The 21,815-nt window shown below is 70.3% G+C and carries 19 protein-coding genes; 15 read left to right on the forward strand and 4 right to left on the reverse strand.

Features of this window, described 5'->3' with window-relative positions; all coding sequences use genetic code 11:
• Window positions 1–19: 19 nt before the first annotated feature.
• A complete protein-coding gene (locus MKK75_RS20890; RefSeq protein ID WP_244044436.1) occupies window positions 20–964 on the reverse strand; it encodes an IS110 family transposase in 945 nt (314 codons plus the stop codon).
• Between the two features lie 294 nt (window positions 965–1,258).
• Here MKK75_RS20890 and MKK75_RS20895 point away from each other — a divergent pair, with 294 nt between their 5' ends.
• The 8 genes from MKK75_RS20895 to MKK75_RS20930 all read left to right on the forward strand — a co-directional run bounded on the left by MKK75_RS20895 (window position 1,259) and on the right by MKK75_RS20930 (window position 10,743).
• Window positions 1,259–3,091: an ArnT family glycosyltransferase gene (locus MKK75_RS20895; RefSeq protein ID WP_244044437.1), complete on the forward strand. Its 1,833-nt coding sequence runs from the start codon at window positions 1,259–1,261 to the stop codon at window positions 3,089–3,091.
• Window positions 3,088–3,855, forward strand: coding sequence for a glycosyltransferase (locus MKK75_RS20900; RefSeq protein ID WP_244044438.1), 768 nt, complete (start codon window positions 3,088–3,090; stop codon window positions 3,853–3,855). The genes MKK75_RS20895 and MKK75_RS20900 overlap by 4 nt, the downstream gene beginning before the upstream one ends.
• Entirely contained in the window at window positions 3,849–4,181 is a 333-nt protein-coding gene (locus MKK75_RS20905) for a lipid-A-disaccharide synthase N-terminal domain-containing protein (RefSeq protein ID WP_091715611.1), read from the forward strand. Before MKK75_RS20900 ends, MKK75_RS20905 begins: the two co-directional genes overlap by 7 nt.
• Window positions 4,178–4,780: a pyridoxamine 5'-phosphate oxidase family protein gene (locus MKK75_RS20910; RefSeq protein ID WP_244044439.1), complete on the forward strand. Its 603-nt coding sequence runs from the start codon at window positions 4,178–4,180 to the stop codon at window positions 4,778–4,780. The genes MKK75_RS20905 and MKK75_RS20910 overlap by 4 nt, the downstream gene beginning before the upstream one ends.
• A 335-nt stretch (window positions 4,781–5,115) precedes the next feature.
• Complete coding sequence (locus MKK75_RS20915) at window positions 5,116–6,708, forward strand: methyl-accepting chemotaxis protein (protein ID WP_244044440.1); 1,593 nt, start codon at window positions 5,116–5,118, stop codon at window positions 6,706–6,708.
• Window positions 6,709–7,141: 433 nt separating this feature from the next.
• Window positions 7,142–8,038 carry an EamA family transporter RarD gene (gene rarD / locus MKK75_RS20920; RefSeq protein ID WP_244044441.1) on the forward strand — a complete coding sequence of 299 codons (897 nt, stop codon included), beginning with the start codon at window positions 7,142–7,144 and terminating at the stop codon, window positions 8,036–8,038.
• Window positions 8,039–8,089: 51 nt separating this feature from the next.
• On the forward strand, window positions 8,090–10,468 hold the full coding sequence (locus tag MKK75_RS20925) for a response regulator (RefSeq protein WP_244044442.1): 2,379 nt from the start codon (window positions 8,090–8,092) through the stop codon (window positions 10,466–10,468).
• A complete protein-coding gene (locus tag MKK75_RS20930) occupies window positions 10,465–10,743 on the forward strand; it encodes a hypothetical protein (protein WP_244044443.1) in 279 nt (92 codons plus the stop codon). Before MKK75_RS20925 ends, MKK75_RS20930 begins: the two co-directional genes overlap by 4 nt.
• 468 nt (window positions 10,744–11,211) lie before the next feature.
• Here the strand turns inward: MKK75_RS20930 and MKK75_RS20935 are convergent, their stop codons facing one another.
• Window positions 11,212–11,496: a hypothetical protein gene (locus MKK75_RS20935; protein ID WP_244044444.1), complete on the reverse strand. Its 285-nt coding sequence runs from the start codon at window positions 11,494–11,496 to the stop codon at window positions 11,212–11,214.
• Window positions 11,497–11,935: 439 nt separating this feature from the next.
• Window positions 11,936–12,991, reverse strand: coding sequence for a P1 family peptidase (locus MKK75_RS20940; protein ID WP_244044445.1), 1,056 nt, complete (start codon window positions 12,989–12,991; stop codon window positions 11,936–11,938).
• 110 nt (window positions 12,992–13,101) lie between these two features.
• On the opposite strand from MKK75_RS20940, the gene MKK75_RS20945 reads away from it, so the two are divergent.
• Together MKK75_RS20945 and MKK75_RS20950 are read left to right on the forward strand one after the other, a co-directional pair.
• Window positions 13,102–13,971, forward strand: coding sequence for an NAD(P)-dependent oxidoreductase (locus MKK75_RS20945; protein ID WP_244044446.1), 870 nt, complete (start codon window positions 13,102–13,104; stop codon window positions 13,969–13,971).
• Window positions 13,972–14,067: 96 nt separating this feature from the next.
• Complete coding sequence (locus tag MKK75_RS20950; protein WP_244044447.1) at window positions 14,068–15,786, forward strand: methyl-accepting chemotaxis protein; 1,719 nt, start codon at window positions 14,068–14,070, stop codon at window positions 15,784–15,786.
• Between the two features lie 14 nt (window positions 15,787–15,800).
• On the opposite strand, the gene MKK75_RS20955 is transcribed toward MKK75_RS20950, so the two are convergent.
• Window positions 15,801–16,661, reverse strand: a complete 861-nt coding sequence (locus MKK75_RS20955; RefSeq protein WP_244044448.1) for a S49 family peptidase — start codon at window positions 16,659–16,661, stop codon at window positions 15,801–15,803.
• Window positions 16,662–16,870: 209 nt separating this feature from the next.
• Between MKK75_RS20955 and MKK75_RS20960 the strand changes: the two genes are divergently transcribed.
• From MKK75_RS20960 to MKK75_RS20980, 5 genes are all read left to right on the forward strand, one after another.
• Entirely contained in the window at window positions 16,871–17,188 is a 318-nt protein-coding gene (locus MKK75_RS20960; protein WP_244044449.1) for a hypothetical protein, read from the forward strand.
• A gap of 190 nt (window positions 17,189–17,378) precedes the next feature.
• Window positions 17,379–20,129, forward strand: coding sequence for a DNA gyrase subunit A (gene gyrA / locus MKK75_RS20965; protein ID WP_244044450.1), 2,751 nt, complete (start codon window positions 17,379–17,381; stop codon window positions 20,127–20,129).
• Window positions 20,130–20,190: 61 nt separating this feature from the next.
• On the forward strand, window positions 20,191–20,694 hold the full coding sequence (gene coaD, locus MKK75_RS20970) for a pantetheine-phosphate adenylyltransferase (protein ID WP_244044451.1): 504 nt from the start codon (window positions 20,191–20,193) through the stop codon (window positions 20,692–20,694).
• A 17-nt stretch (window positions 20,695–20,711) separates the two neighbouring features.
• The gene (locus MKK75_RS20975; protein ID WP_091715582.1) at window positions 20,712–21,260 is read left to right on the forward strand and encodes a peptidylprolyl isomerase; all 549 of its coding nucleotides are present in this window, start codon (window positions 20,712–20,714) and stop codon (window positions 21,258–21,260) included.
• A 7-nt stretch (window positions 21,261–21,267) separates the two neighbouring features.
• Window positions 21,268–21,765: a hypothetical protein gene (locus MKK75_RS20980; RefSeq protein ID WP_244044452.1), complete on the forward strand. Its 498-nt coding sequence runs from the start codon at window positions 21,268–21,270 to the stop codon at window positions 21,763–21,765.
• Window positions 21,766–21,815: the final 50 nt, after the last annotated feature.

The raw sequence follows: 21,815 nt of genomic DNA on the forward strand, positions 1-21,815 counted from the left end.
CCGGCGACTGTCTTGCAGGTCAAGGGGTGTTTTGGCTTTGGTAGGGCGTTTTGGTCTTCAGGACCGCGTTGGCGGTGATGAGGATGCGGCGCGCCACCGCGATCAGGGCCAGCTTGGCTGGCTTGCCCTGATCGCGCAGAGCCCGGTAGCTGGCCTTGAAGTGTGGGTCGTGGCGCACCGCCACGAGCGCGCTCATGTACAAGGCTGCGCGCACGCACGGCCGTCCGCCGCCGATCATGGCCCGCGGCGGGGCATTGCCCGACTGGCTGACATGCGGGGCCAAGCCAGCCAGGCTGGCGATGCTCTTGCGGTCGCGCTGGCCGAGTTCGGGCAGATCGCAGATCAGCACCCCGGCCACGCGCGGCCCGATGCCGGGGATCGACACGAGCAGGCGCTGCGCCTCCAGGCGCGCGGCGTCAGCCCGGATGCGGGCGTCCAGCTCCGCCTCGATCGCCGCGCAGGCCGCGTCCAGGCTGGCGATGCAGGCCCGATGGCTTTCGAGCACGGCCGGCTCGCGCGCCTGCTGGAGGCGGGTCTTCTCGACCGCGCGCATCGCCACCAGTTGCTGGCGGCGGGTGGACAGCTCCTTGAGCGCGCGGGCCGTGGCGTCGGGCAGGGGGCGGATGGCCTCAGGCATGGCCCGAGCAAAGCGTGCGATCAGCCTTGCGTCCAGCCGGTCGGTCTTGGCCCGCCCGCCCTCGGCCTCGCGAAACGCCTTGATCCGGCGCGGGTTCACCACGCCGACGCTCAGGCCGGCCTCGACTAGGGCGAGCACCAGCGGCTGGGCGTAGCTGCCGATGGCTTCCAGCACGACCCGGGCGACGCGGCCCTGGGCGAGGCGTTCGACCAGGCGGGCGATGTCGCTGGGCTCGTTGCGGTAGCGGGTGGTCTGGCCGCTGGGCGCCAGGCCGAGATCGAGGAAGCGTTGGCCGACATCGATGCCGGCAGCGACAAGGTCAGCCATGGGACCGGTCCTGTATGCGGGCTCGCCGCCAGCCGGGCGGGGCCCAAGCGACTGTTCGATCGAGGGCTCTCGAGCAGGCGCGCCCGCGCCGGACTCGCGATCGCACGACGGATCGGGGACCCACCGAGCTACGCCTGCTCAGCTACCTTACAGCAGCCACACCGAGATACAGGGATCCAGCACAGGAACAGGCCGCGATAGCGGCTCCGGATGCCCGTCCCGACCCGCATGGTGATTCAACCGGACCCCGGGTGCATTTGACCTTCCCGCGCGATCCTGATTGACCGGCCGGGCATGACCACGAGCCTCTCCGCCGGCGGCACCGCGCGCCTCGCCTCCGCCGACCGGATCGGCCGCGGACTCGACGCGCTGAGCCTGAGCCATGCCCGGGCCGTCGCGGCCCTGCTGGCGCTCTGCCTGATCGTATTCCTGCCCGGCCAGATCTCGCTGCAGCCGATGGACCGGGACGAGCCGCGCTTCGCCCAGGCCTCGAAGCAGATGCTGGAGACCGGCGACTTCGTGAACATCCGCTTCCAGGACGAGGCGCGCAACAAGAAGCCGGTTGGGATCTACTGGGCCCAGGCCGCCGCGGTGGCGGTGGGCGAGGCGCTCGGCGTGCCGAACGCCCGCACGCAGATCGCCCTCTACCGCATCCCCTCGGTGATCGGCGCCGCCGCCTCGGTGCTGCTCGCCTACTGGGCCGCGCTCGCCTTTCTGCCCCGCCGCGGGGCGCTGCTGGCCGCCGCCCTCTACGGCGCCTGCCTAATGCTCACCGCCGAGGCGCATCTCGCCAAGACCGACGCCCTGCTCGCGGCCTGCGCCACGGCGAGCCTCGGGGCGCTCGCGCGGGCCTGGATCTTCGCGCATCCCCTCTCCCCACGAACCGGCGATTGGCTCACGTCGTCGACGGACGAAGCCAACGGCCGGCGACATGCGCCTCTTCCGTCCCCCGCAGAGGGGGGAGGGTGGGCGCACGCGCTCGAATGGTCCGTCTTCCCGGCGTTCTGGCTCGGGATGGCGCTGGGCATCCTCGTGAAGGGCCCGATGGTCCCGCTCTTCGTCGTGCTGCCGGCGCTGGCCTTGTCGGTCGTGGCGCGGTCCGGGCGCTGGCTGCTGCCCCTGCGGCCGCTGCCGGGCCTCGCCCTGACGCTCGTTCTGGTCGCCCCCTGGTTCGCCGCCATCGCGTGGAAGAGCGGCGGCGCCTTCTACGCCGAGGCGATCGGGCACGACATGCTCGGCAAGGTCGGCGGCGCGGCCGAACGGCACTGGGGACCGCCCGGGGCCTACGCCCTGGCCGTCTTCGCCACCTTCTGGCCCGGCGCGGCCTTCGCCGCCATGAGCCTGCCCTTCGCGTGGCGGACGCGGCGCGAGCCCGCGACCGCCTTCCTGATCGCCACGGTGCTGCCGGCCTGGCTGATCTTCGAGGCGGTGCCGACCAAGCTGCCCCACTACGTCCTGCCGCTGATGCCGTGGCTTGCGATCCTGACCGCACTGGCCCTGTCGCGGAGGGCGCTGGACCCGCGCCTGCGCGGCGCCCGGCTGACCGCGCTGCTGGTGCCCGCGATCCCCGTGGCGCTGACCCTCGGCCTGTGCGCGGTCGGCTGGCGCCTCGACGGCCACACGATCCCCTGGCCGGCCCTGCCGCTGCTCGCCGCCGCCTGCGCGGTGGCGATGCTCGCGTGGCTGGCCTTCGCACGTGGACCGATCGAAGGATCCGCCGAGCGGGCCCTGGTGCTCGGCGTGCTGGCCTCGTGCCTCCTCGGGCCGGCGGTACTGGGCGTGGCGCAGCGTTCGCTGCCGGCCCTCAAGGTCTCCCCGCGCCTCGCCGCCCTGAGGGACCGGATGCCCTGCGCCAATCCCGAAGTCGCGAGCCTCGGCTACCGGGAGCCGAGCCTCGTGTTCCTGATCGGCACTGGACTCGCCCTGCCGCCGGACGGATCGGCGGCGCGGGAGTTTCTGGAGGCCGGCGGCTGCCGGCTGTTGTTCGTCGAGGCCCGGGACCGCGACGACTTCAACGCGGCCTGGCCGGTGGCGCGCGGGGCGCCGACGCCGATGGCCGAGGTCGAGGGCTTCAATCTCAACACCGGCCGGCGGGTCTTCGTGACGGCCTACGGGGTGGCGCCGTGAGCGAGGCCCCGCGTCTCAGCATCGTCGTGCCGATGAGGAACGAGGCCGGCAACGTCGCGCCCCTGGTGGCCGAGATCGAGGCCGCCTGCGCGGGCCTGCCGTTCGAGCTGATCTGCGTCGATGACGGCTCGACCGACGGCACACCGGCGGCGCTGGCGGCGGCCCGGGCGGGGCGGCCCTGGCTCCGGGTGCTGCGCCATACGCGCGGCGGCGGCCAGTCGGCGGCCGTGCGCAGCGGCGTCCTGGCGGCGCGGGCTGAGACCGTCGCCACCCTCGACGGCGACGGCCAGAACGATCCGGCCTTCATCCCGGTCCTGCTCGCCGCCCTCGACGCGGCCGGCCCCGGGGCCGGGCTCGCCCAGGGGCAGCGGCGCGGGCGCAAGGACGGGCCGTTCAAGATGCTCCAGTCGCGCATCGCCAACGGCGTGCGCGGGCGGATCCTGAAGGACGCCACCCGCGACACCGGCTGCGGCCTCAAGGTCTTCCGCCACGCCGTCTATCTTCGGCTGCCCTATTTCGACGCCCTGCATCGGTTCATGCCGGCGCTCGTGGCGCGGGAGGGCTTTGCCGTGGTCCACCGCGACGTGGTGGACCGGCCGCGGCTCACCGGCGTGTCGAAGTACGGGCTGTTCGACCGCCTCTGGGTCGGGCTCCTCGACCTCGCGGGCGTCTGGTGGCTGATCCGGCGCAAGCGCTCCGATCCGCGCCCCGAAGAGATCGCCGCGCCGGCCGGTACGCCCGCAGACCAGGACGTCGGATGCTGATCCAGCTCGCCCACGATCTGCCGGACTATTTCTACGACGTGTTCGTCACCCGGATGGATTTCTGGCTGGTGTTCGGCATCGTTGCCCAGGTGGTGTTCGGCTCGCGCTTCATCCTGCAATGGATCGCCAGCGAGCGGGCAGGGCGCAGCGTGATGCCGCTGTCCTTCTGGTTCCTGTCGATCCTCGGCGGGCTGATGACCCTGGTCTACGGCTTCGTGCGGCGCGAGCCGGTGATCATCATCGGCCAGGGCCTGTCGACCGGCATCTACCTGCGCAATCTCGCGCTGATCTTCCGAGAGCGCCGCCGCAGGCGGAGCGGGGCATGATCCGCGCGCCGCTGCCGGCCTATTACGACGACCTCGACGCCAGCTTCGCCGAACTCTGGCGGCTGCTCGCCGAGGGCGCCGCCCTGGGGCGCAGCGGCTTCCACCTGCCCGCCCTGGCGACCCTGGGTGCGGACGGCGCGCCGCGGCTGCGCACCGTGGTGGTGCGCGCGGCCGACCCGGAGGCCGGCTCCCTCCGGTTCCACTGCGACCGCCGTTCCGACAAGGCGGCCGAGATCGCCGCGAACCCGGCCTGTGCGCTCATGGCCTACGATGCGGCGGCCAAGATCCAGATCCGCGTCGAGGGCCGCGCCGCCCTCCACGCCGACGATGCCGTAGCCGAGGCCGCCTGGGCCGGGTCCCGGGCGATGAGCCGGGTCTGCTACGGTGCCGAGCCCGCCCCCGGCACCGCGCTCCCGGCGGGCGACGCCTACACGTTGCCGGACGAGGCCGCCGCCGGCACCGCCGGCCGGCCGCATTTCGCCGCCGTGCTGGTCCGGGCCGAGCGGCTCGACTTCCTCTATCTCGACCGCCGCGGCCACCGCCGGGCGGCGTGGCACAGGAACGGGTCCGGCTGGCAGGGGACTTGGCTCGCGCCCTGATCGGGCCGCGCGGCAGACGCCGATCCGCTGTGGCAGAACCACCGGATCGGCCCAGCGCAGTGGATCGGCAGTCTCCGTCGCACGCAACATGTCACATCGTCGTGACCGGCGGTGTAAATCGCATGGCTATCAAGCGCGTCCCAATCGCCATCTGATCCGTACCATTGTCCGGACTCGTTATCGAGTTGGTTAGTTCGCCGGGTGTAGTCTTCTTTTGCCTCGGAGCACTCCCCGTGAACCCCAAATTCAGACAATCAATATCCATAAAGATTGCAATCGCATTTGCCTTTATTGCGGCGAATTCGGTTGGATATTTGTACTATATCTCGAAACGCATGGTCGCGACGGACGCGACTTATAGTGCCTATCTCGAGAACGACGCCACGGCCGCCACGATGGCGGCGCGCCTCGGCCGCACCGTCTATCAGATGAGCTACGTCGCCTTCCGCACCCTCGGCGAGGCCGATCCCGACGAGTCGGACCGGATCGGCGCCGGATTCGAGCCGCTCCCGGCCGAGGCCGGCAGGCTCATCGCCGGCGTGCGCCGGTACGCCCCGGCGGCCTTCCACGCGCGGACCGCACGGATCGCCGAACTGCTCGAGACCTACGCCAAGCTCACCGGCGAGATCTGCGCCATGGCCCGGAAGGGCATGAGCGCCCAGGCCTTGACCCTCGCGCACAGGAAGGTGGATCCGCTCCAGAAGACGCTGTTTGCCGAACTCGACACCTTCGCGGACGATCTCGGAACGGCGATCCAGACCGGGGCCGCGACGCTCGGTGCCGATACCCGAACGACCCTGGTCTGGGTGATCGGCTCGTCGGCGGCCGGCATCGCGGTCAGCATCCTGGTCGGCCTGCTGCTGGTGAGTTACGGCGTCACGCGCCCGCTCGGCCGGCTGACGGCCGCCCTGAAGGCCATGGCGGGGGGAGAACTCGGCACGGAGGTTCCGGAGGCGCGGCGCGGGGACGAGATCGGCGCCATCGGCAAGGCCGTGGAAGGCATCAAGGCCCTGGTCTCCCGCACCGCGGCCGAGCAGGCGGAAGCCGAGCGGCTGACCGACGAGGCCGCCGCCGCCGACCGCAGCCGGACGCTCCTGGCATTCGCCGACGGATTCGAGGCCACGGTCGGCCGGATCATCGGCTTGGTCTCCGCCTCGGTCGCCAGCCTCCAGGCCACGGCCCGGAGCATGACCGAGACCGCCGCGCGGACCGCCGACCGGTCGATCACCGTGGCGGCCGCCGCCGAGGAGGCCGCCACCAACGTCAACACGGTGGCGAGCGCGGCCGAGGAGCTGGGGACCTCGGTGCTGGAGATCGGCCGGCAGGTCAGCGGATCCGCCACGCGCGCGCAGAACGCCGTCCGCGAGGCCGACCAGACGGCGGCCCTGGTGCAGGAACTCAGCGCCGCCGCCGGCAAGGTCGGCGCCGTCGTCGAGCTGATCGCGGCCATCGCGAGCCAGACCAACCTGCTGGCGCTCAACGCCACCATCGAGGCGGCCCGGGCCGGCGAGGCGGGCCGCGGCTTCGCGGTCGTGGCGGGGGAGGTGAAGGCGCTCGCGGGCCAGGCGGCCCGGGCGACCGAGGAGATCTCGGCGCAGATCGGCCGCATCCAGGGGGCGACCGGCCAAGCGGTCTCGGTGATCGCCACGATCACGGCGCGGATCCGTGAGATCGATGCGGTGGCCACCGCGATCGCGGCCGCGGTGGAGCAGCAGGGGGCGGCGACCCAGGCGATCGTGCGCAACGTCGCGCAGGCCGCCACCGGCACCAGCGAGGTCACCAGCAACATGGTGGGCGTGGCCGAGGCCTCGGAGGCGACCGGCGCGGCCGCCGATCAGGTCCTGGAAGCCACCGCGGCGCTGGCGCGCCAGTCGGAGGATCTCGGCGGCGAGGTCCGGCGCTTCCTCGCGACGATCCGGGCCGCGTGACGCTGGTCTCGACGATGTCGTTTCGTGGGACCTGTCACAGGATCGGGAAACCGTTGATCCGCCATCCAACCCGCCCCCTCATCCTGAGGTGCCGGAGCGCAGCGGAGGCCTCGAAGGAGCCCTCCAGAAGACGCTGCGATCCCTGGAGCCCGCCTTCGGGGCCCGCTTCGCCATCACCTCAAGATGCGGTCGTGGCCGGGATCGACCGATGACTCTGCGGCGCTGCCGTGGAGCGGGTCATTGCCAGCCGAAACAGCGATGAACGCCAGTCGCGACATGCTTTCTTGCGCCGAACCAGTGTCCACGCCGGCGGAGCGTATTCTCAACGCCGCCGTCCCGATGGCAGCCCTGCATCCGCCCCACTGACGCCGGCGCCCCGCCCGGGCTACACCCCCGCACCCGGCCGCCCGACCGGGTCGCCCGGGAGAACACCGTGGGCCTCGTCTACGCGCTCGCCGCCTATCTGAGCTGGGGCCTGCTGGTCCCGATCCACTTCCGGCTGCTCGGGGCCTACAGCCCGAACCACATCCTGGCCGAGCGCATCGTCTGGTCGAGCCTGTTCGCCGGCACGCTGGCACTGGTGCTCGCGGCCCGCCACCGCCTCAACCTGCCCCTGCCCCTGCGGCCGCGCCACGCCCTTCTGCTGCTCTCGGCCGCGATGATCGGCGTGAACTGGCTGCTCTATCTCTACGCGGTCAGCAGCGGCCACCTGCTCGATGCGAGCCTGGGCTACTACATCAACCCCCTGGTCAGCGTGGCGCTCGGGCGGGTGGTGCTCGGCGAGCGCCTGCGGCCGATGCAGGGCGTGGCCGTCGCCATCGCGGCGGCGGGCGTCGCGGTCGCGGTGATCTGGGCCGGCGAGGTGCCGCTCATGTCCCTGTCGCTGGCCGTCAGTTTCGCGTTCTACGGGCTTGCCCGGAAGATCGTCGGGGTCGACGCGCTGGTGGGATTCCTGGCCGAGACGCTGCTGCTCCTGCCGGCGGCGATCGTGTGGCTCGTCCTGACGCCCGAGCCGTTCCTGCCCGCCGAGCCCGCGAGCCGGGCGCTCCTGATGCTCACGGGGCTCACCACAGCCCTGCCGCTGATCTGGTTCGCCGCCGCGGCGGTGCGGCTGCGGCTCACCACCCTCGGCCTGCTGCAATACGTCGCCCCGACCTGCCTGCTCGGCCTCAGCGTCCTGGCCTTCGGCGAGCGGGTGGAGCCGCACCGGGCGCTGATGCTCGCCCTGATCTGGGTGGCGCTCGCCCTCTACACCCTCGACGCCCTGCGCGACCGCCGCGCCGCGGTCGTTGCGCCGGTGCGGTCGGATCCGGACGCGATGCGTGTATAAGGCATACCGGTGCGGGTCCGCCTGGGCCGGATGAGGGATGATGCGCAACCGATGAGCGAGAGAGAGGACGGCGCCACGGCCGTCACGGATGCCGACTACCGGATCCTCGCCGAGACGCTGCCGCAGCTCGCCTGGATCGCCGAGGCCGACGGCACCATCATCTGGTACAACCAGCGCTGGTACGACTATACCGGCACCTCGCTCGAAGAGATGCAGGGCTGGGGCTGGCAAAAGGTTCACCACCCCGACCATGTCGCGGCGGTGACCGAGCGTTATCAGGCCGCCGTCGCCCTCGGGACCACCTGGGAGGACACGTTCCCCCTGCGCGGCGAAGACGGGATCTACCGCTGGTTCCTGTCGAAGGCGCGGCCGCACTGCGACGCCTCCGGGCGGGTCGTGCGCTGGTATGGGACCAACACCGACATCACCCGGCGCCGCGCAATCGAAGAACGCCTGCGCCATTCCGAGCAGCGCTTCCGCGCCCTGGTCGACGCCTCGGCGGCCGTGATCTGGAACACCAACGCCGCCGGCGAGCTGACCCCGCCGCAGGTCCGCTGGAGCATCTACACGGGCCAGACCGAGGAGGCCTACCAGGGATGGGGCTGGCTCGACGCGGTCCATCCCGACGACCGGGGCCACGCCGCCGATGCCTGGGCGGCCTGCGTCGAGGCGCGCCGGACCTACGAGGTCGAGTACCGCCTGCGCCGCCACGACGGGGTGTGGCGCACCATGGACGTGCACGGCGTGCCGGTGCTGGCCGAGGACGGAAGCCTGCGCGAATGGGTCGGCACCTGCGTCGACGTCACCGAGCGCAAGGAGGCCGAGGAGGCGGTGGAGCGGGCGCGCCAGGCCGCCGAGGCCGCCAACCGCGCCAAGAGCCAGTTCATCGCCAACATGAGCCACGAGCTGCGCACGCCCCTCTCGGCGGTGATCGGCTATTCCGAGATGCTCGGCGAGGAGCTGGAGGATATCGGCCAGGCGGCCCTCCTGCCGGACCTGCGCAAGATCGAGGCGGCGGCCCGCCACCTCCTGTCGCTGATCAACGACGTGCTCGACATCTCGAAGATCGAGGCCGGCCGCATGACCGCCTCGGCCGAGACGTTTGCCGTGACGGACCTGCTCCAGGACGTGTCCGATTCCACCGGCTCCCTGGTGGAGAAGAAGGGCAACCGCTTCGTCGTCGATACGGGCGACGTCGACCTCGGGTCGATGCATCAGGACCAGACCAAGATCCGCCAGTGCCTGCTGAACCTGATCGGCAACGCCGCCAAGTTCACCGAGCAGGGCGCCATCACCCTCACGGCGCGGCGCCATCGCGAGGAGGGGGCGGACTGGGTGTCCTTCGCCATCACCGACACCGGCATCGGCATGAGCGAGGAGCAGATCGGGCGGCTGTTCGAGCGCTTCGTCCAGGCGGACGACTCGACCACCCGCCAGTTCGGCGGCACGGGCCTGGGGCTGGCCATCACCCGCGCCTTCTGCCGGACCATGGGCGGCGATATCGGCGTCACCAGCACGCCGGGGGCGGGCTCGACCTTCACGATCCGGCTGCCCGCGACGCTGGCCCCCGAGGACGCGCCCCCCGCCGAGGCCGAGGCCCATGCGGTGGAGCCGCACGAGCAGCACGAGACGGTGCTGCTGGTCGACGACGACCCGGCCGCCCGGGAGCTGCTCCAGCGCTTCCTGGAGCGCGAGGGGTTTCACGTGCGCAGCGCCAACGACGGCCGCGCCGGCCTGACGCTGGCTCGCGCGCTCAAGCCCCGGGCGATCCTGCTCGACGTCGAGATGCCGCGCATGGACGGCTGGGCGGTGCTGCACGCGGTGCGCAACGACCCCGACCTCGCCGGGACGCCGGTGATCATGACCTCGGTGGTGGCCGAGCAGGGCCTGGGCCAGGCGCTCGGCGCCACCGACTACTTCGTCAAGCCGATCGACTGGGACCGGCTCAAGGGCTTGATGGAGCGCTACCGGCCGGCGGCGCCGAACGAGGCTCGCGTCCTCGTGGTCGACGACGACGCCGATGCCCGCGAGCGCCTGCGCCGGTCGCTCGGCCGCGAGGGCTGGACCGTCGACGAGGCCGAGAACGGCCGGATCGCGCTCGAGCGGATCAGCCAGGCGCGGCCGAGCCTGATCCTCCTCGACCTGATGATGCCCGAGATGGACGGGTTCGGCTTCCTGCGGGCATTGCGCTCGCGGCCGGACGGCGACGTGCCGGTGGTGGTGCTCACCGCCAAGGAGATCACCCAGGCCGAGAAGGTGAGCCTGAACAAGCAGGCCGACCGGGTGATCGCCAAGGGCTCCATGAGCCTCGCGGAGATCGGCCGGCAACTGCGGGTGCTCTACGCGCGTTCGGCGAGCGAGCCGGTGCCGGGACAACTCCAGGGCCTGATCGCGCGGCTCGCCGAGCAGGAGACGGGGGACAGGCCATGAGCGATGGGATCGATCCGGATAAGGCGGTGGCGATCCGCCTGCGGGCACGGCTGGCCGTGGTGGAGCGGGCGGCGTGGTTCGGCATGGTCCACGCAATGAAGACGCGCCCTGCCGAGACCGAGGCCTATATCGCCTCCGAGCGGGCGCGCTGCACGGACGGGTTCGGCAGCGGCGCCTGGGCGAAGGATCTCACCGACGCGGAACGGAAGATGCTGGCCGACGAGGTCGACGCCGGGCTGGCGCAGCTGATCGAGGATGCGCGCGGGGAGGTGTGAGCCGCCGTCTTTGCGAGCGGAGCGATCTTAGTGGGCCACGCTGACAGGGCTCGCGGCTCCTTGGCTTGATTCGCTGCACTCAGTGACTGGTACGTCGGCACAGTCAAACCACGGATTCTGAAGTTAGCACGGGCCAGCCCCCGCGCACGAAACGATTGCGGTCGGCGGCCTAGTAGGCGGCCACGAAATGGCACCTGAAAAGCGCCGTTTCTGGCACTCTCAAGCCAAGCTCGTAAGAAAAATGTCTTATAGCGAGAACTCAATTATTATTTGAATTTTTGTGCGATTTACCGTTAGTATTATCCGACTATAGTACAACTATCAATATTCTAGATTTTACATTGATTTTCCACCTGATTTTTAATAAATCGCCGTCGTCGGGCGACCAGCGATGCTACCTTGATTTTTGCTAAAATTCCTATAAGCGTGGCGAGAACAGGAGGCCTCGCGATGCGGAACGGAAGAGAATCATTGCAACTGGACAAAATTCGGTATGATCTTGCAGCCGCGAGTGTAGTCGTAAAGCTCAATCGGCTCAGAATAGCTCTTAAATACTTCGATCCAAACCAGCCGCGCGTGCCAGCTGGCCAGCGCGAGGGTGGTCGATGGAGCGGAAATACTTCCGATCCTGATACACACCGCGTGAGAGCCGACACCCAACGCGTTGCAGAGAATTATAGTTTCGGAACGCTTGTCGCGCAGATCCCAAGAAAAATTGGATATGATTGTGTTTACAAATTTGATTTCGGGCACGTCATGGTCGAAGGCATGACAAATCTTGGATGCTCACCTTTCGTGCCATCCGCCGCAGTGAGACATGGCGTCTTGTTGAACGATAATTTCGAAGGACGGTAAGTCATGCAAACAGAGCCATATCTCCCAATTAACTTCACTATTTCGCCAGAGGCATGGGCAGAAATCGCAAACATCCGCCGTCAATGGGATAACAAACTTAGTGATAAATCTGACGTCTTGATGATTGGCTGGGGCAGGACTGTGCTAAATGATGGAAAATCCTGGGGTCACGTGGTCATAAGCTTCTATGGAATCTCAGATAGAGGTAAAATTGAACATGGCATACAAATACTTTCCGGGCATGAGGTTGTTTTTTTACGACACCTGAATTTTATGACAAATTTGAGGGCAAGGTAATAAGATTCGAGCCAGATAAGTCGTTCTTCCTGGCGCCGAGCTAATAATACCCGCGCTCAAATCGATTCGTACCTTGTCCTCGAAACACGTCACCCCAAGCCGGCGGCAAGCCCGTCCACGATAAAGGCGCCCCCACCGCCTGCCCCGGCAAACTTGCGGCAGAAAACACCCCGCGTGCCACCGCCCGGGCCAGTACCCGCGCGGCGGCATCACCCAGGCGGGCGAGGTCCGCCACCGGCTCGGCCAGCGGCACGGCGCCGGTGGCCACAGCAAACACCAGATCGCCGTCGAGGGGCGTATGCGCCGGCACGAGGGCGCGGGCGAGGCCGTCCTGGGCCGCCACCGCGAGGCGGCGGCACTGCGCCTTGGTCAGCGCCGCGTCTGTCGCCACCACGGCGAGCGTCGTGGCGGCCCCCGGCAGCGCCCGGGCCGGGAAGGCGAGGGCGTCGTCCGGCACCCGGGCCGGAGAGCCCAGGCCGCCGAACTCGTTCCCCGCCTCGAAGGGTGCGGCCCAGAAATGCGGCCCGTCGCCGATCGTCGCGTTGCCGAAGGCGTTCACCGCCACGAGCGCCCCGACCCGGAAACCGGTCCCCGCCACCAGGGCCGAGGCCGAGCCGATCCCGCCCTTCAGGCGCCCGGTGCGCGCGCCGGTCCCGGCCCCGACGGAACCCAGCTCGAAAGATTCGGCGGCCGCCGCGGCGGCGGCGAAACCCAGCTCGCGATAGGGCGGGTAGCGGCCCCAAGCCTTGTCGCCGCCGTTGAGCAGGTCGAACAGGATCGCCCCGGGCACGATCGGCACCCGCATCCCGCCGACCGGGAAGCCGCGCCCGGCCTCGGCGAGCCACGCGGTCACGCCCGCCGCCGCATCGAGCCCGAAGGCCGAGCCCCCGGACAGCACCAGCGCGTCGATCCGCTCCACGGTGCGCTCGGGATCGAGCAGGTCGGTCTCGCGGGTGCCGGGCCCGCCGCCGCGTACGTCCACGGAGGCGACGACGGGCGCGTCGAACAGGATCGCGGTGACGCCGCTGGCGATCCGCAGATCGCTGGCGTGGCCGACCCGCAGCCCGGGAATATCCGTGATGCAATTCCGCAGCATCGGCGGAGCTTGCCACGCCCGGCCACTGGCGCAAATGCCCGCACGCGCCGCGGAAAGCCCGACCGGGTTCTCCGGTTGGTCAGGCGGCAGACCGGATCGAGGAGCACGCCATGGACGTCGGGATCATCGGACTGGGGCGGATGGGCCGGGGCATGGCCGCCAGCCTCGCGCGGGCCGGCCACACGGTCCGCGCCTGGAACCGCTCGCCGGAAGCCGCCAAGGGCATCGCGGGGGTCACGCCGGTGGGCAGCGCCGCGGAGGCTTTTTCCGGCGATGCGGTCATCACCATGCTGGCCGACGACGCGGCGCTCGAAGCCGTGATCGTGGCCGGCGGCCTGCTCGACCGGCCGGAGCGGCCGGGCGTGCATATCGGCATGAGCACGATCTCGGTGGCGCTGGCCAAGCGGCTCGCCGCCGTGCACGATCGGGCGGGCGTCCCCTACATCTCGGCGCCGGTCTTCGGCCGGCCGGACGTGGCGGAGGCCGGCACGCTCAACATCGTGGCGGCCGGCGCTGCGGACCACATCGATCGCGTGGCCCCGCTGCTCGACGCCATGGGCGCCAGGACCTGGCGGTTCGGGGACGATCCGGTGCGGGCGAACGCCGTCAAGCTCGCCGGCAACTTCATGCTGATCTCGGCCATCGAGGCCATGGCAGAGGCCTGCGCGCTCACCGAGGGCCACGGCGTGCCGGGCGCCGCGTTCCTCGACCTGATGACCAACACCCTGTTCGCCTCGCCGGTCTACAAGGGTTACGGGGCCTCGATCGCCCAGAACCGCTACGAGCCGCCGGGCTTCATCCTCAAGCTCGGCGCCAAGGACGTGCGGCTCGCCCTCCAGGCGGCCGAGGGCGCAGGCCTGCCGATGCCCTTCGCCAGCGTCCTGCGCGACGGCCTGATCGAGGCGATCAGCCACGGCGACGGCGAGAAGGACCTCGCGTCGCTCGCCCGGGTTTCGGCACGGCGTGCAGGGCAGGGTTGAGCAAGATACAGATGCTACACCCTTAATGCGGAATTTAAGACTCCGTTCAAATAAACGTTACAGTGTCCGCGCGTCTTTAAGCGCGGATACCAGAACATGTTTCGCCGACTCGTCTCGCTTCGCGCGATGTCCCTGTCCACGAAGGTGATCCTCCTGGCGATGCTCGCGGTGTCGCTCACCGCGGGGGCGATCTCGGTCACCGTCTCGCGGCAGACCTGGTCGCAGATGGAGGATCGCCAGCGCAGCAACGGCGAGCGCAACCTGCGCACGCTCGCCCTGGTCCTGGCCGAACGCCTGCCGGGCACCACCGCGGAACTCGCGGGCACGCGGGTCGCCAAGGTCGTGACGCCGAGCCTTTCGGGCTTCGCGGACGCGGCCGTGGTCGACAGCGCCGTGGCGTATTCGGGCGGCACGGCGACGGTCTTCAGCTTCGAGGCGGCGACCGACAGCTTCGTGCGCCGCCAGACGACGGTGCGCCGGGAGGACGGCGCCCGCGCGATCGGCACCGCGCTGGCCCCCGACAGCCCGGCCCAGGCCGTGGTGCGCGCCGGCAGGACCTACGAGGGGCCGGCGATGCTGTTCGGCCGCCGCTTCTACACCGTCTATCAGCCGACCTTCGACGCCGCCGGCACGGTGAACGGCATCCTGTTCGCCGGCCTGCCGATCGAGATGTATTTCGACGCCCATGCGCAGACCATGACGAGCCTCGGCGTCGCGGCGCTGGTCATCGCGGTGCTGGCCTGCGCCCTTGTGGGCCTCGTGGCGGCGCGCCTGTTCCGGCCCTTCGCGGCGATCACGGGCCGGATCGAGGGTCTGGCGGCCGGGGATCTGGAGACCGCGGTCCCCCATGCCGGGCGTGGCGACGAGATCGGCGCGGTGGCGCGCTCGGTCGAGGTGCTGCGCGTGGCCGGTATGCGGACGCGGGAACTGGAGGGCCTGCAGAGCGCCGGCGCCGCCGACGAGACGCGGCGGCGGGCCGATCTCGATCACGCCATCGAGGCGTTCCGCTCTCAGGTCGTCGTGCTCAAGAATGCGCTTACCGCCAGCACCGGCTCCATGCGCGACCGGGCCGGCGAGATGGCGGCGAGTTCCGCTGAAGCCGAGGGCGCGGTCGCCGAGACCGCGCGCGGCTCGCACGAGACCTCGGCCAGCGTCCAGACCGTGGCGAGCGCGGCCGAGGAACTCTCCGCCTCGATCAGCGAGATCGGCGGGCAGCTCAATCAGGCCGAGGCCCTGGTGGCCACCGCGAGCGCGGATTCGGAGGCGATGAACGCCGAGATCGGCGGCCTCGCCGAGGCCACGGGTCGGATCGGTGCCGTGGTCGGCCTGATCCGCCAGATCGCGGAGCAGACCAACCTCCTGGCGCTCAACGCCACGATCGAGGCGGCCCGTGCCGGAACCGCCGGACGCGGTTTCGCGGTGGTGGCCTCCGAGGTGAAGGCTCTGGCCGAGCAGACCGCCAAGGCCACCGAGGAGATCTCAGGCCAGATCGCGGGCGTCCAGACCTCCACCGCGGCCACCGTGGCGGCGATCGGCCGGATGGGCGAGCGGATGCGCGCGGTCAGCGCGACCACGGGCGGCATCGCCGCCTCGATGAGCGCCCAGAGCGCGGCCACCGCCGAGATCTCCCGCAACGTCGCCGAGACGGCCGGCGCCACGGAGGCGATCGCCAGCGGCCTCACCACGGTCGCCGGCGCCGCCCGGCGCTCGGCCCGGATGGCCGCCACCGTGACCGAGGCCGCCGAGACCGTCGACACGGTCGCGGCCGAGCTGGAGCACGAGATCGAGCGCTTCCTGGCGCAGGTCGCGGCCTGAGGCGCGCGCGCGGTCTAGAGCCCGAACCGGGCGAAGGCCGCGCGTTCCGCGACGGCGGCGATCGCGCCCTCGGCGAGGCCGTCGATCCCCCCCGGCGCCCCGCCGCGGCGCAGCAGGCGGGACAGGAACCCGCCCCTTGCCTCGGCGACAGGCCGCAGATCCACCATCTCGCCGAAGCGGGCGCGCAGGGTGGTGCGGATATCGCCCAGCGCGTCGACGAGACCGAGCGGCAGCGCCTGCCGGCCGGTCCAGACGGCGCCGGTGAACAGATTCTCGGAGGTCGACAAGGTCGGGCGGCGCGCCGTGACCAGGCCCGTGAACAGGTCCTGCACGTCGGCCTGGATGCGCTTCAGCCGCTCCACATCCGCCGGGTCCTCGGGGCGGAACGGGTCGAGCATCGACTTGGCCTCGCCCTGGGTGTGCACCCGGCGCTCGACGCCGAGCTTCTCCAACAGGCCGTGAAAGCCGAATCCCGCCGAGACCACGCCGATCGAACCGACGATCGAGGTCGGGTCGGCGACGATCTCATCGGCCGCGCAGGCGATCATGTAGCCGCCCGAGGCCGCGACATCCTCCACGAACGCGATCACCGGCAGGTTCTTCTCGGCGGCGAGCGCCCGGATCCGGCGGTGGATCAAGTGCGATTGCGCCGGCGAGCCACCCGGCGAGTTGATCACCAGGGCCACCGCCTTGGCACCGGGCATGCCGAAGGCCCGGTCCAGGCTGCCCGCCAGGCCGCCGATCGAGAGCCCCGGGCGGATCGGCGAGACCGCCCCGATCGTGCCCGAGAGCCGGACGACGGCGACCCGCGGGCGGCGGTCCCGGAAGCGGCGCGGCAGGAGGGCGCGGAGGGAATCGGACAACGCGAACGCCATGGGATCTTGCGCGACTCGTCGAGACTCGGGCGGGGGACGGCCCGGATGCGTCGACCGGAAACTGGGCGTTCCTTAACCCCAAGCAAGGGTGGTGCGTCTGCGCAGTCCCGCGGAGCGAACCGTTTGCCGACCTTGGCCGTTCCTGCGGGTGACGCGCGCCGGCCCGGATCCGCCGGATCATCCGGGCGCCAACACGAGAGAGAGAGACGATGCGACCCTGGCCTATCCTGGTCCTCCTTGCCGCGCTGATCGGCGGGCTGGCGAGCGCGCCCGCCCGGGCGGCGCCCCTTCCGGTCCCGGTGACCGCCGAGGCCGCGGCGCCCGCCCCTGTGGTGCAGCTCGCCCGCTGGCACTACCGGCGCCACTGGCACCGGCACCATCACTGGCGGCGCCATTGGCACCACCGCCGCCATCATTGGCATCGGCACCATTATGGCCGCCGCCATTACGGGTATCGGCATCACGGATTCCGGCATCACGCCACACCGGGCCGCCCGGTGGGCCATCGCCACCTCACGTTCTACTGAGCGGAACGGCCCGCGGCCTGGCCCCATCCGGCCGGGTCGCGGGCCTGCCGGCACGCTTGCGAACGGCCTCGGAAAACCTTATTTATCCGTCTGATATCACTGCTCTTCCGAGAGGCCGTTCCGGCGCATCGCGCGCCACCCGGGAGCGGCCGAGAGCACCGCCCGCCCGGGCTTCAGAACGGAAACCGACTTGGCCGAGAACGATCCGACTGGCGCAGCCCCGCCCGCCAGCGACATCCGCCCCGTCTCCATCACCGACGAGATGCGCCGCTCCTACCTCGATTACGCGATGAGCGTGATCGTGAGCCGGGCGCTTCCCGACGCGCGCGACGGCCTGAAGCCGGTGCACCGGCGCATCCTCTACTCCGCCTTCGAATCCGGCCACCTGCCCGAGCGGAAATACGTCAAGTCGGCGCGCATCGTCGGCGACGTGATCGGCCTCTACCACCCGCACGGCGACCAATCGATCTACGACGCCCTGGTGCGGATGGCGCAGGATTTCTCCATGCGCCTGATGCTCATCGACGGGCAGGGCAATTTCGGCTCGGTCGACGGCGATCCGCCCGCCGCCATGCGCTACACGGAATCGCGGCTGGCCAAGCCCGCCACCGCGCTGCTCAGCGACATCGACAAGAACACCGTCGATTTCCAGCCCAACTATGACGAGTCGCGCGAGGAGCCGACCGTCCTCCCGGCCCGGTTCCCGAACCTTCTGGTCAACGGCGCGGGCGGCATCGCGGTGGGCATGGCCACCAACATCCCGCCGCACAATCTCGGCGAGCTGATCGACGCCTGCGTGGCGCTGATCGACGATCCGGGTCTGACGATCGAGCAGCTCACCGAGATCGTCCCCGGCCCGGATTTCCCGACCGGCGGCCGGATCCTCGGCCGTGCCGGCACCCGGCAGGCCTACGCCACGGGCCGCGGTTCGGTGATCATGCGTGCCACCTCGCATGTCGAGGAGTTGCGCAAGGAGCGCGAAGCGCTGATCTTCACCGAAATACCCTATCAGGTGAACAAGGCGACGCTGGTCGAGAAGATCGCCGAACTGGTGAAGGAGAAGCGCGTCGAGGGCATCTCCGACCTGCGCGACGAGTCCGATCGGACCGGCATGCGCATCGTGGTCGAGATCAAGCGCGACGCCATGGCGGACGTGGTGCTCAACCAGCTCTACCGGTTCACGCCGCTGCAGAGTTCCTTCGGCTGCAACATGGTGGCGCTGAACGGCGGCCGCCCCGAATTGATGAACCTGAAGGACCTGCTCGAGGCCTTCGTGGATTTCCGCGAGGAGGTCGTCTCCCGGCGGACCAAGTTCCTGCTCGGCAAGGCGCGGGAACGGGCGCACGTCTTGTGCGGGCTGGCCATCGCCGTCGCCAACATCGATGAGGTGATCCGGCTGATCCGCACCTCGCCGGACCCAAACACGGCCCGCGAAGCCCTGATGGACCGCGACTGGCCGGCCCACGACATCGCGCCGCTGATCGCCCTGGTGGACGACCCGCGCCATCGGGTCGCCGAGGACGGGACCTACCGCCTGTCCGAGACCCAGGCCCGCGCCATCCTCGACCTGCGCCTGCAGCGCCTCACGGCGCTCGGCCGCGACGAGGTCGGTGACGAGTTGAAGACGCTCGCCGAAGAGATCGCCGACTATCTCGACATCCTGCGCTCCCGCGTCCGCATCCAGGCCATCGTGAAGCACGAACTCGCCGAGGTGCGCGCGCTCTTCGCCACCCCGCGCAAGACCGAGATCGTCGATTACGACGGCAGCGTCGACGACGAGGATCTGATCGCCCGCGAGGACATGGTGGTGACCGTGTCGCACGCCGGCTACGTGAAGCGCGTCCCGCTCTCGACCTACCGGGCGCAGCGCCGCGGCGGCAAGGGCCGCTCCGGCATGACGACCCGCGACGAGGATTTCGTCACCCGGCTGTTCGTGGCCAACACCCACACGCCGGTGCTGTTCTTCTCCAGCCAGGGCCAGGCCTACAAGGAGAAGGTCTGGCGCCTGCCGATGGCCGCCCCGAACGCCCGCGGCAAGGCGCTGGTCAACATCCTGCAATTGCAGGACACCTCCGAGCGCATCACCACGATCATGCCGCTGCCCGAGGACGAGGCGTCCTGGGAGACGCTCGACGTGATGTTCGCCACCGCGAGCGGCAACGTCCGGCGCAACAAGCTCTCGGACTTCACCACGGTGAACCGCAACGGCAAGATCGCCATGAAGCTCGATCCGGGCGACCACATCGTCCATGTCGAGATCTGCCGTCCGGACCAGAACGTGCTGCTGACCACGGCGCTCGGCCAGTGCATCCGCTTCCCCGTCGAGGACGTGCGCGTGTTCAAGGGACGCGACTCGACCGGCGTGCGCGGCATCCTGCTGGCGAAGGACGACCGGGTCATCTCGATGACGATCCTGAACGCCTTCGACGCCACCGCGGAGGAGCGGGCGGGCTACCTGAAGATGCGCCGCGCCGTGACCGGCGAGGCGGAGGAGACCGGCGACACGGAGGCCGAGGACGGCGCCGAGGCGGCCGCGATCTCGCTCGACCGCTACAACGAGATGGGGGGCGCCGAGCAGTACGTGCTCACCCTGTCGGAGCGGGGCTTCGGCAAGCGCTCCTCGTCGTTCGAGTACCGGACGTCGGGGCGCGGCGGAAAGGGCATCACGGCGATGCGGGTCAATCCCCGCAACGGCAGCCTCGTGGCGTCCTTCCCCGTCGAAGCCTCCGACCAGATCATGCTGGTCACCGACGGCGGCCAGCTCATCCGCGTGCCGGTGGACGACATCCGCATCGTCGGCCGCGCCTCGCAGGGCGTGACGGTGTTCAACACCGCCAAGGACGAGAAGGTCGTCTCGGTGGAGCACATCGTGGGCGAGGACGAGGCCAACGGGGACGGTGGCATCGAGGGCGGCATCGAGGGCGGCATCGAGGAGGTGTGAGGCATCGGCCGTCTCACCCCGAGGTTCCGTCCGGCGCGAAAATGCTCTAGGTCCGGTCGCGATGACCCGCACCGCCCTCTATGCCGGCTCGTTCGATCCGGTCACGAACGGCCATCTCGACGTGGTCCGCCAAGCCTGCCGGCTGGTGGACCGGCTCGTGATCGCCATCGGCGTGCATCCCGGCAAGGCGCCGCTGTTCTCCGCCGAGGAACGGGCTGAGTTGCTCACCGAAACCTGCGGGCCGGTGGCGACGGCCGAGGGCGCGGCCCTGGAGATCGTGACCTTCAGCGACCTCGCGGTCTCGGCCGCCCGGCGCTCCGGCGCCGCCCTCTTCATCCGCGGCCTGCGCGACGGTACCGATCTCGACTACGAGATGCAGCTCGCCGGCATGAACGGCGCCATGGCGCCGGAGGTGCAGACCGTGTTCCTGCCGGCCTCCACCCAGGCACGGCCGATCACCGCGACGCTGGTGCGCCAGATCGCCGGCATGGGCGGGGATGTCGCGCCCTTCGTGCCCGCAGCGGTCGCCGCGCGCCTCCGGCAGCGCTTCGCCGCCCATTCCTGAAGACTGAAAGGACTTCGATGAACCGACGCCACGCCCTCCTCGCGCTCGCCCTCACGCTCGGCACCGCCACGGCGGCCCGGGCCGCCGACGCCAACACGGTCTATCTGCAGACCAAGGACGGGCGGATCACCATCGAGCTGCGTCCCGACCTCGCGCCGAAGCACGTCAAGCAGATCAAGACGCTGGTCTCGCAGGGGTTCTACAACGGCCTGAAGTTCCACCGGGTGATCGACGGCTTCATGGCGCAGACCGGCGATCCGAAGGGCAACGGCACCGGCGGCTCCAGCCTGCCGAACATCCCGGCGGAGTTCTCGCAATCGGCCCAGTTCCGCCGCGGCACGGTGGGCATGGCCCGCTCGTCGGACCCGAACTCGGCGAACTCGCAATTCTTCATCTGCCTCGCCGATGCGCCCAACCTGAACGGCCAGTACACGATCGTGGGCAACGTCACCGACGGGCTCGACGTGCTCGACAAGATCAAGAAGGCCGCCCCGGGCGCGCCCGGCGGCGCCGTGCAGGACCCCGACAAGATCGTCAGCATGACGCTCGCCGAGAAGGGCAAGTAGCGGCCGCATGCCGGGCTGGCGCGCCGCCGCGATCCTCCTGCTGAGCTTCGGTCCGGCGGCTGCCGCGACCTACGAGGGCAGCCCCTTCTACGGCTACGCCTTCGAGCCCGGGGGCGCCTATCCCCTGAGCCTGCCCCAGACCCTGCGGGCCACGATCGCGGTGCCGGTCGCGCGGATGGCGACGAAGCCCGCCGACACCCTGGCCGAACTCTATCCGGCGCTCGCCGCCTGCTGGCAGGTACCGGCCAGCCTCGGGGCGCCGAGCGCGGGGTCGGAGGACATCGAGATCACCCTCCGGCTGTCGCTGCGCCGGGACGGCAGCCTGATCGGCCCGCCGCGCGTGACCTATGCGGCGGGCGTCTCGGGTTCGCAGCGGACCATCCTGGTGCGCGGGACGCTCGATGCCCTGGCGCGCTGCACCCCGGCCCACATCACGGCGGGCCTCGGCCGGGCCATCGCGGGCCGGCCGGTGGCGCTGCGTTTCGTCTACCGCCCCCCGGCCTGAGCGCCGGCGATCCCCTCCACGGGCGCTGGCCGGATCCGGCACGCGCCGAT

It is taken from the genome of Methylobacterium sp. J-030 (assembly GCF_022829545.1).
Classification (GTDB): Bacteria; Pseudomonadota; Alphaproteobacteria; order Rhizobiales; family Beijerinckiaceae; genus Methylobacterium.

What these genes read in the sequence shown, in the direction of transcription:
- MKK75_RS20890 (WP_244044436.1), bottom strand. Translation starts at nt 964, where the DNA reads ATGGCTGACCTTGTCGCTGCCGGCATCGATGTCGGCCAACGCTTCCTC.
- MKK75_RS20895 (WP_244044437.1), top strand. Translation starts at nt 1,259, where the DNA reads ATGACCACGAGCCTCTCCGCCGGCGGCACCGCGCGCCTCGCCTCCGCC.
- MKK75_RS20905 (WP_091715611.1), top strand. Translation starts at nt 3,849, where the DNA reads ATGCTGATCCAGCTCGCCCACGATCTGCCGGACTATTTCTACGACGTG.
- MKK75_RS20910 (WP_244044439.1), top strand. Translation starts at nt 4,178, where the DNA reads ATGATCCGCGCGCCGCTGCCGGCCTATTACGACGACCTCGACGCCAGC.
- MKK75_RS20915 (WP_244044440.1), top strand. Translation starts at nt 5,116, where the DNA reads ATGGTCGCGACGGACGCGACTTATAGTGCCTATCTCGAGAACGACGCC.
- MKK75_RS20925 (WP_244044442.1), top strand. Translation starts at nt 8,090, where the DNA reads ATGAGCGAGAGAGAGGACGGCGCCACGGCCGTCACGGATGCCGACTAC.
- MKK75_RS20930 (WP_244044443.1), top strand. Translation starts at nt 10,465, where the DNA reads ATGAGCGATGGGATCGATCCGGATAAGGCGGTGGCGATCCGCCTGCGG.
- MKK75_RS20940 (WP_244044445.1), bottom strand. Translation starts at nt 12,991, where the DNA reads ATGCTGCGGAATTGCATCACGGATATTCCCGGGCTGCGGGTCGGCCAC.
- MKK75_RS20945 (WP_244044446.1), top strand. Translation starts at nt 13,102, where the DNA reads ATGGACGTCGGGATCATCGGACTGGGGCGGATGGGCCGGGGCATGGCC.
- MKK75_RS20950 (WP_244044447.1), top strand. Translation starts at nt 14,068, where the DNA reads ATGTTTCGCCGACTCGTCTCGCTTCGCGCGATGTCCCTGTCCACGAAG.
- MKK75_RS20955 (WP_244044448.1), bottom strand. Translation starts at nt 16,661, where the DNA reads ATGGCGTTCGCGTTGTCCGATTCCCTCCGCGCCCTCCTGCCGCGCCGC.
- MKK75_RS20960 (WP_244044449.1), top strand. Translation starts at nt 16,871, where the DNA reads ATGCGACCCTGGCCTATCCTGGTCCTCCTTGCCGCGCTGATCGGCGGG.
- coaD (WP_244044451.1), top strand. Translation starts at nt 20,191, where the DNA reads ATGACCCGCACCGCCCTCTATGCCGGCTCGTTCGATCCGGTCACGAAC.
- MKK75_RS20975 (WP_091715582.1), top strand. Translation starts at nt 20,712, where the DNA reads ATGAACCGACGCCACGCCCTCCTCGCGCTCGCCCTCACGCTCGGCACC.
- MKK75_RS20980 (WP_244044452.1), top strand. Translation starts at nt 21,268, where the DNA reads ATGCCGGGCTGGCGCGCCGCCGCGATCCTCCTGCTGAGCTTCGGTCCG.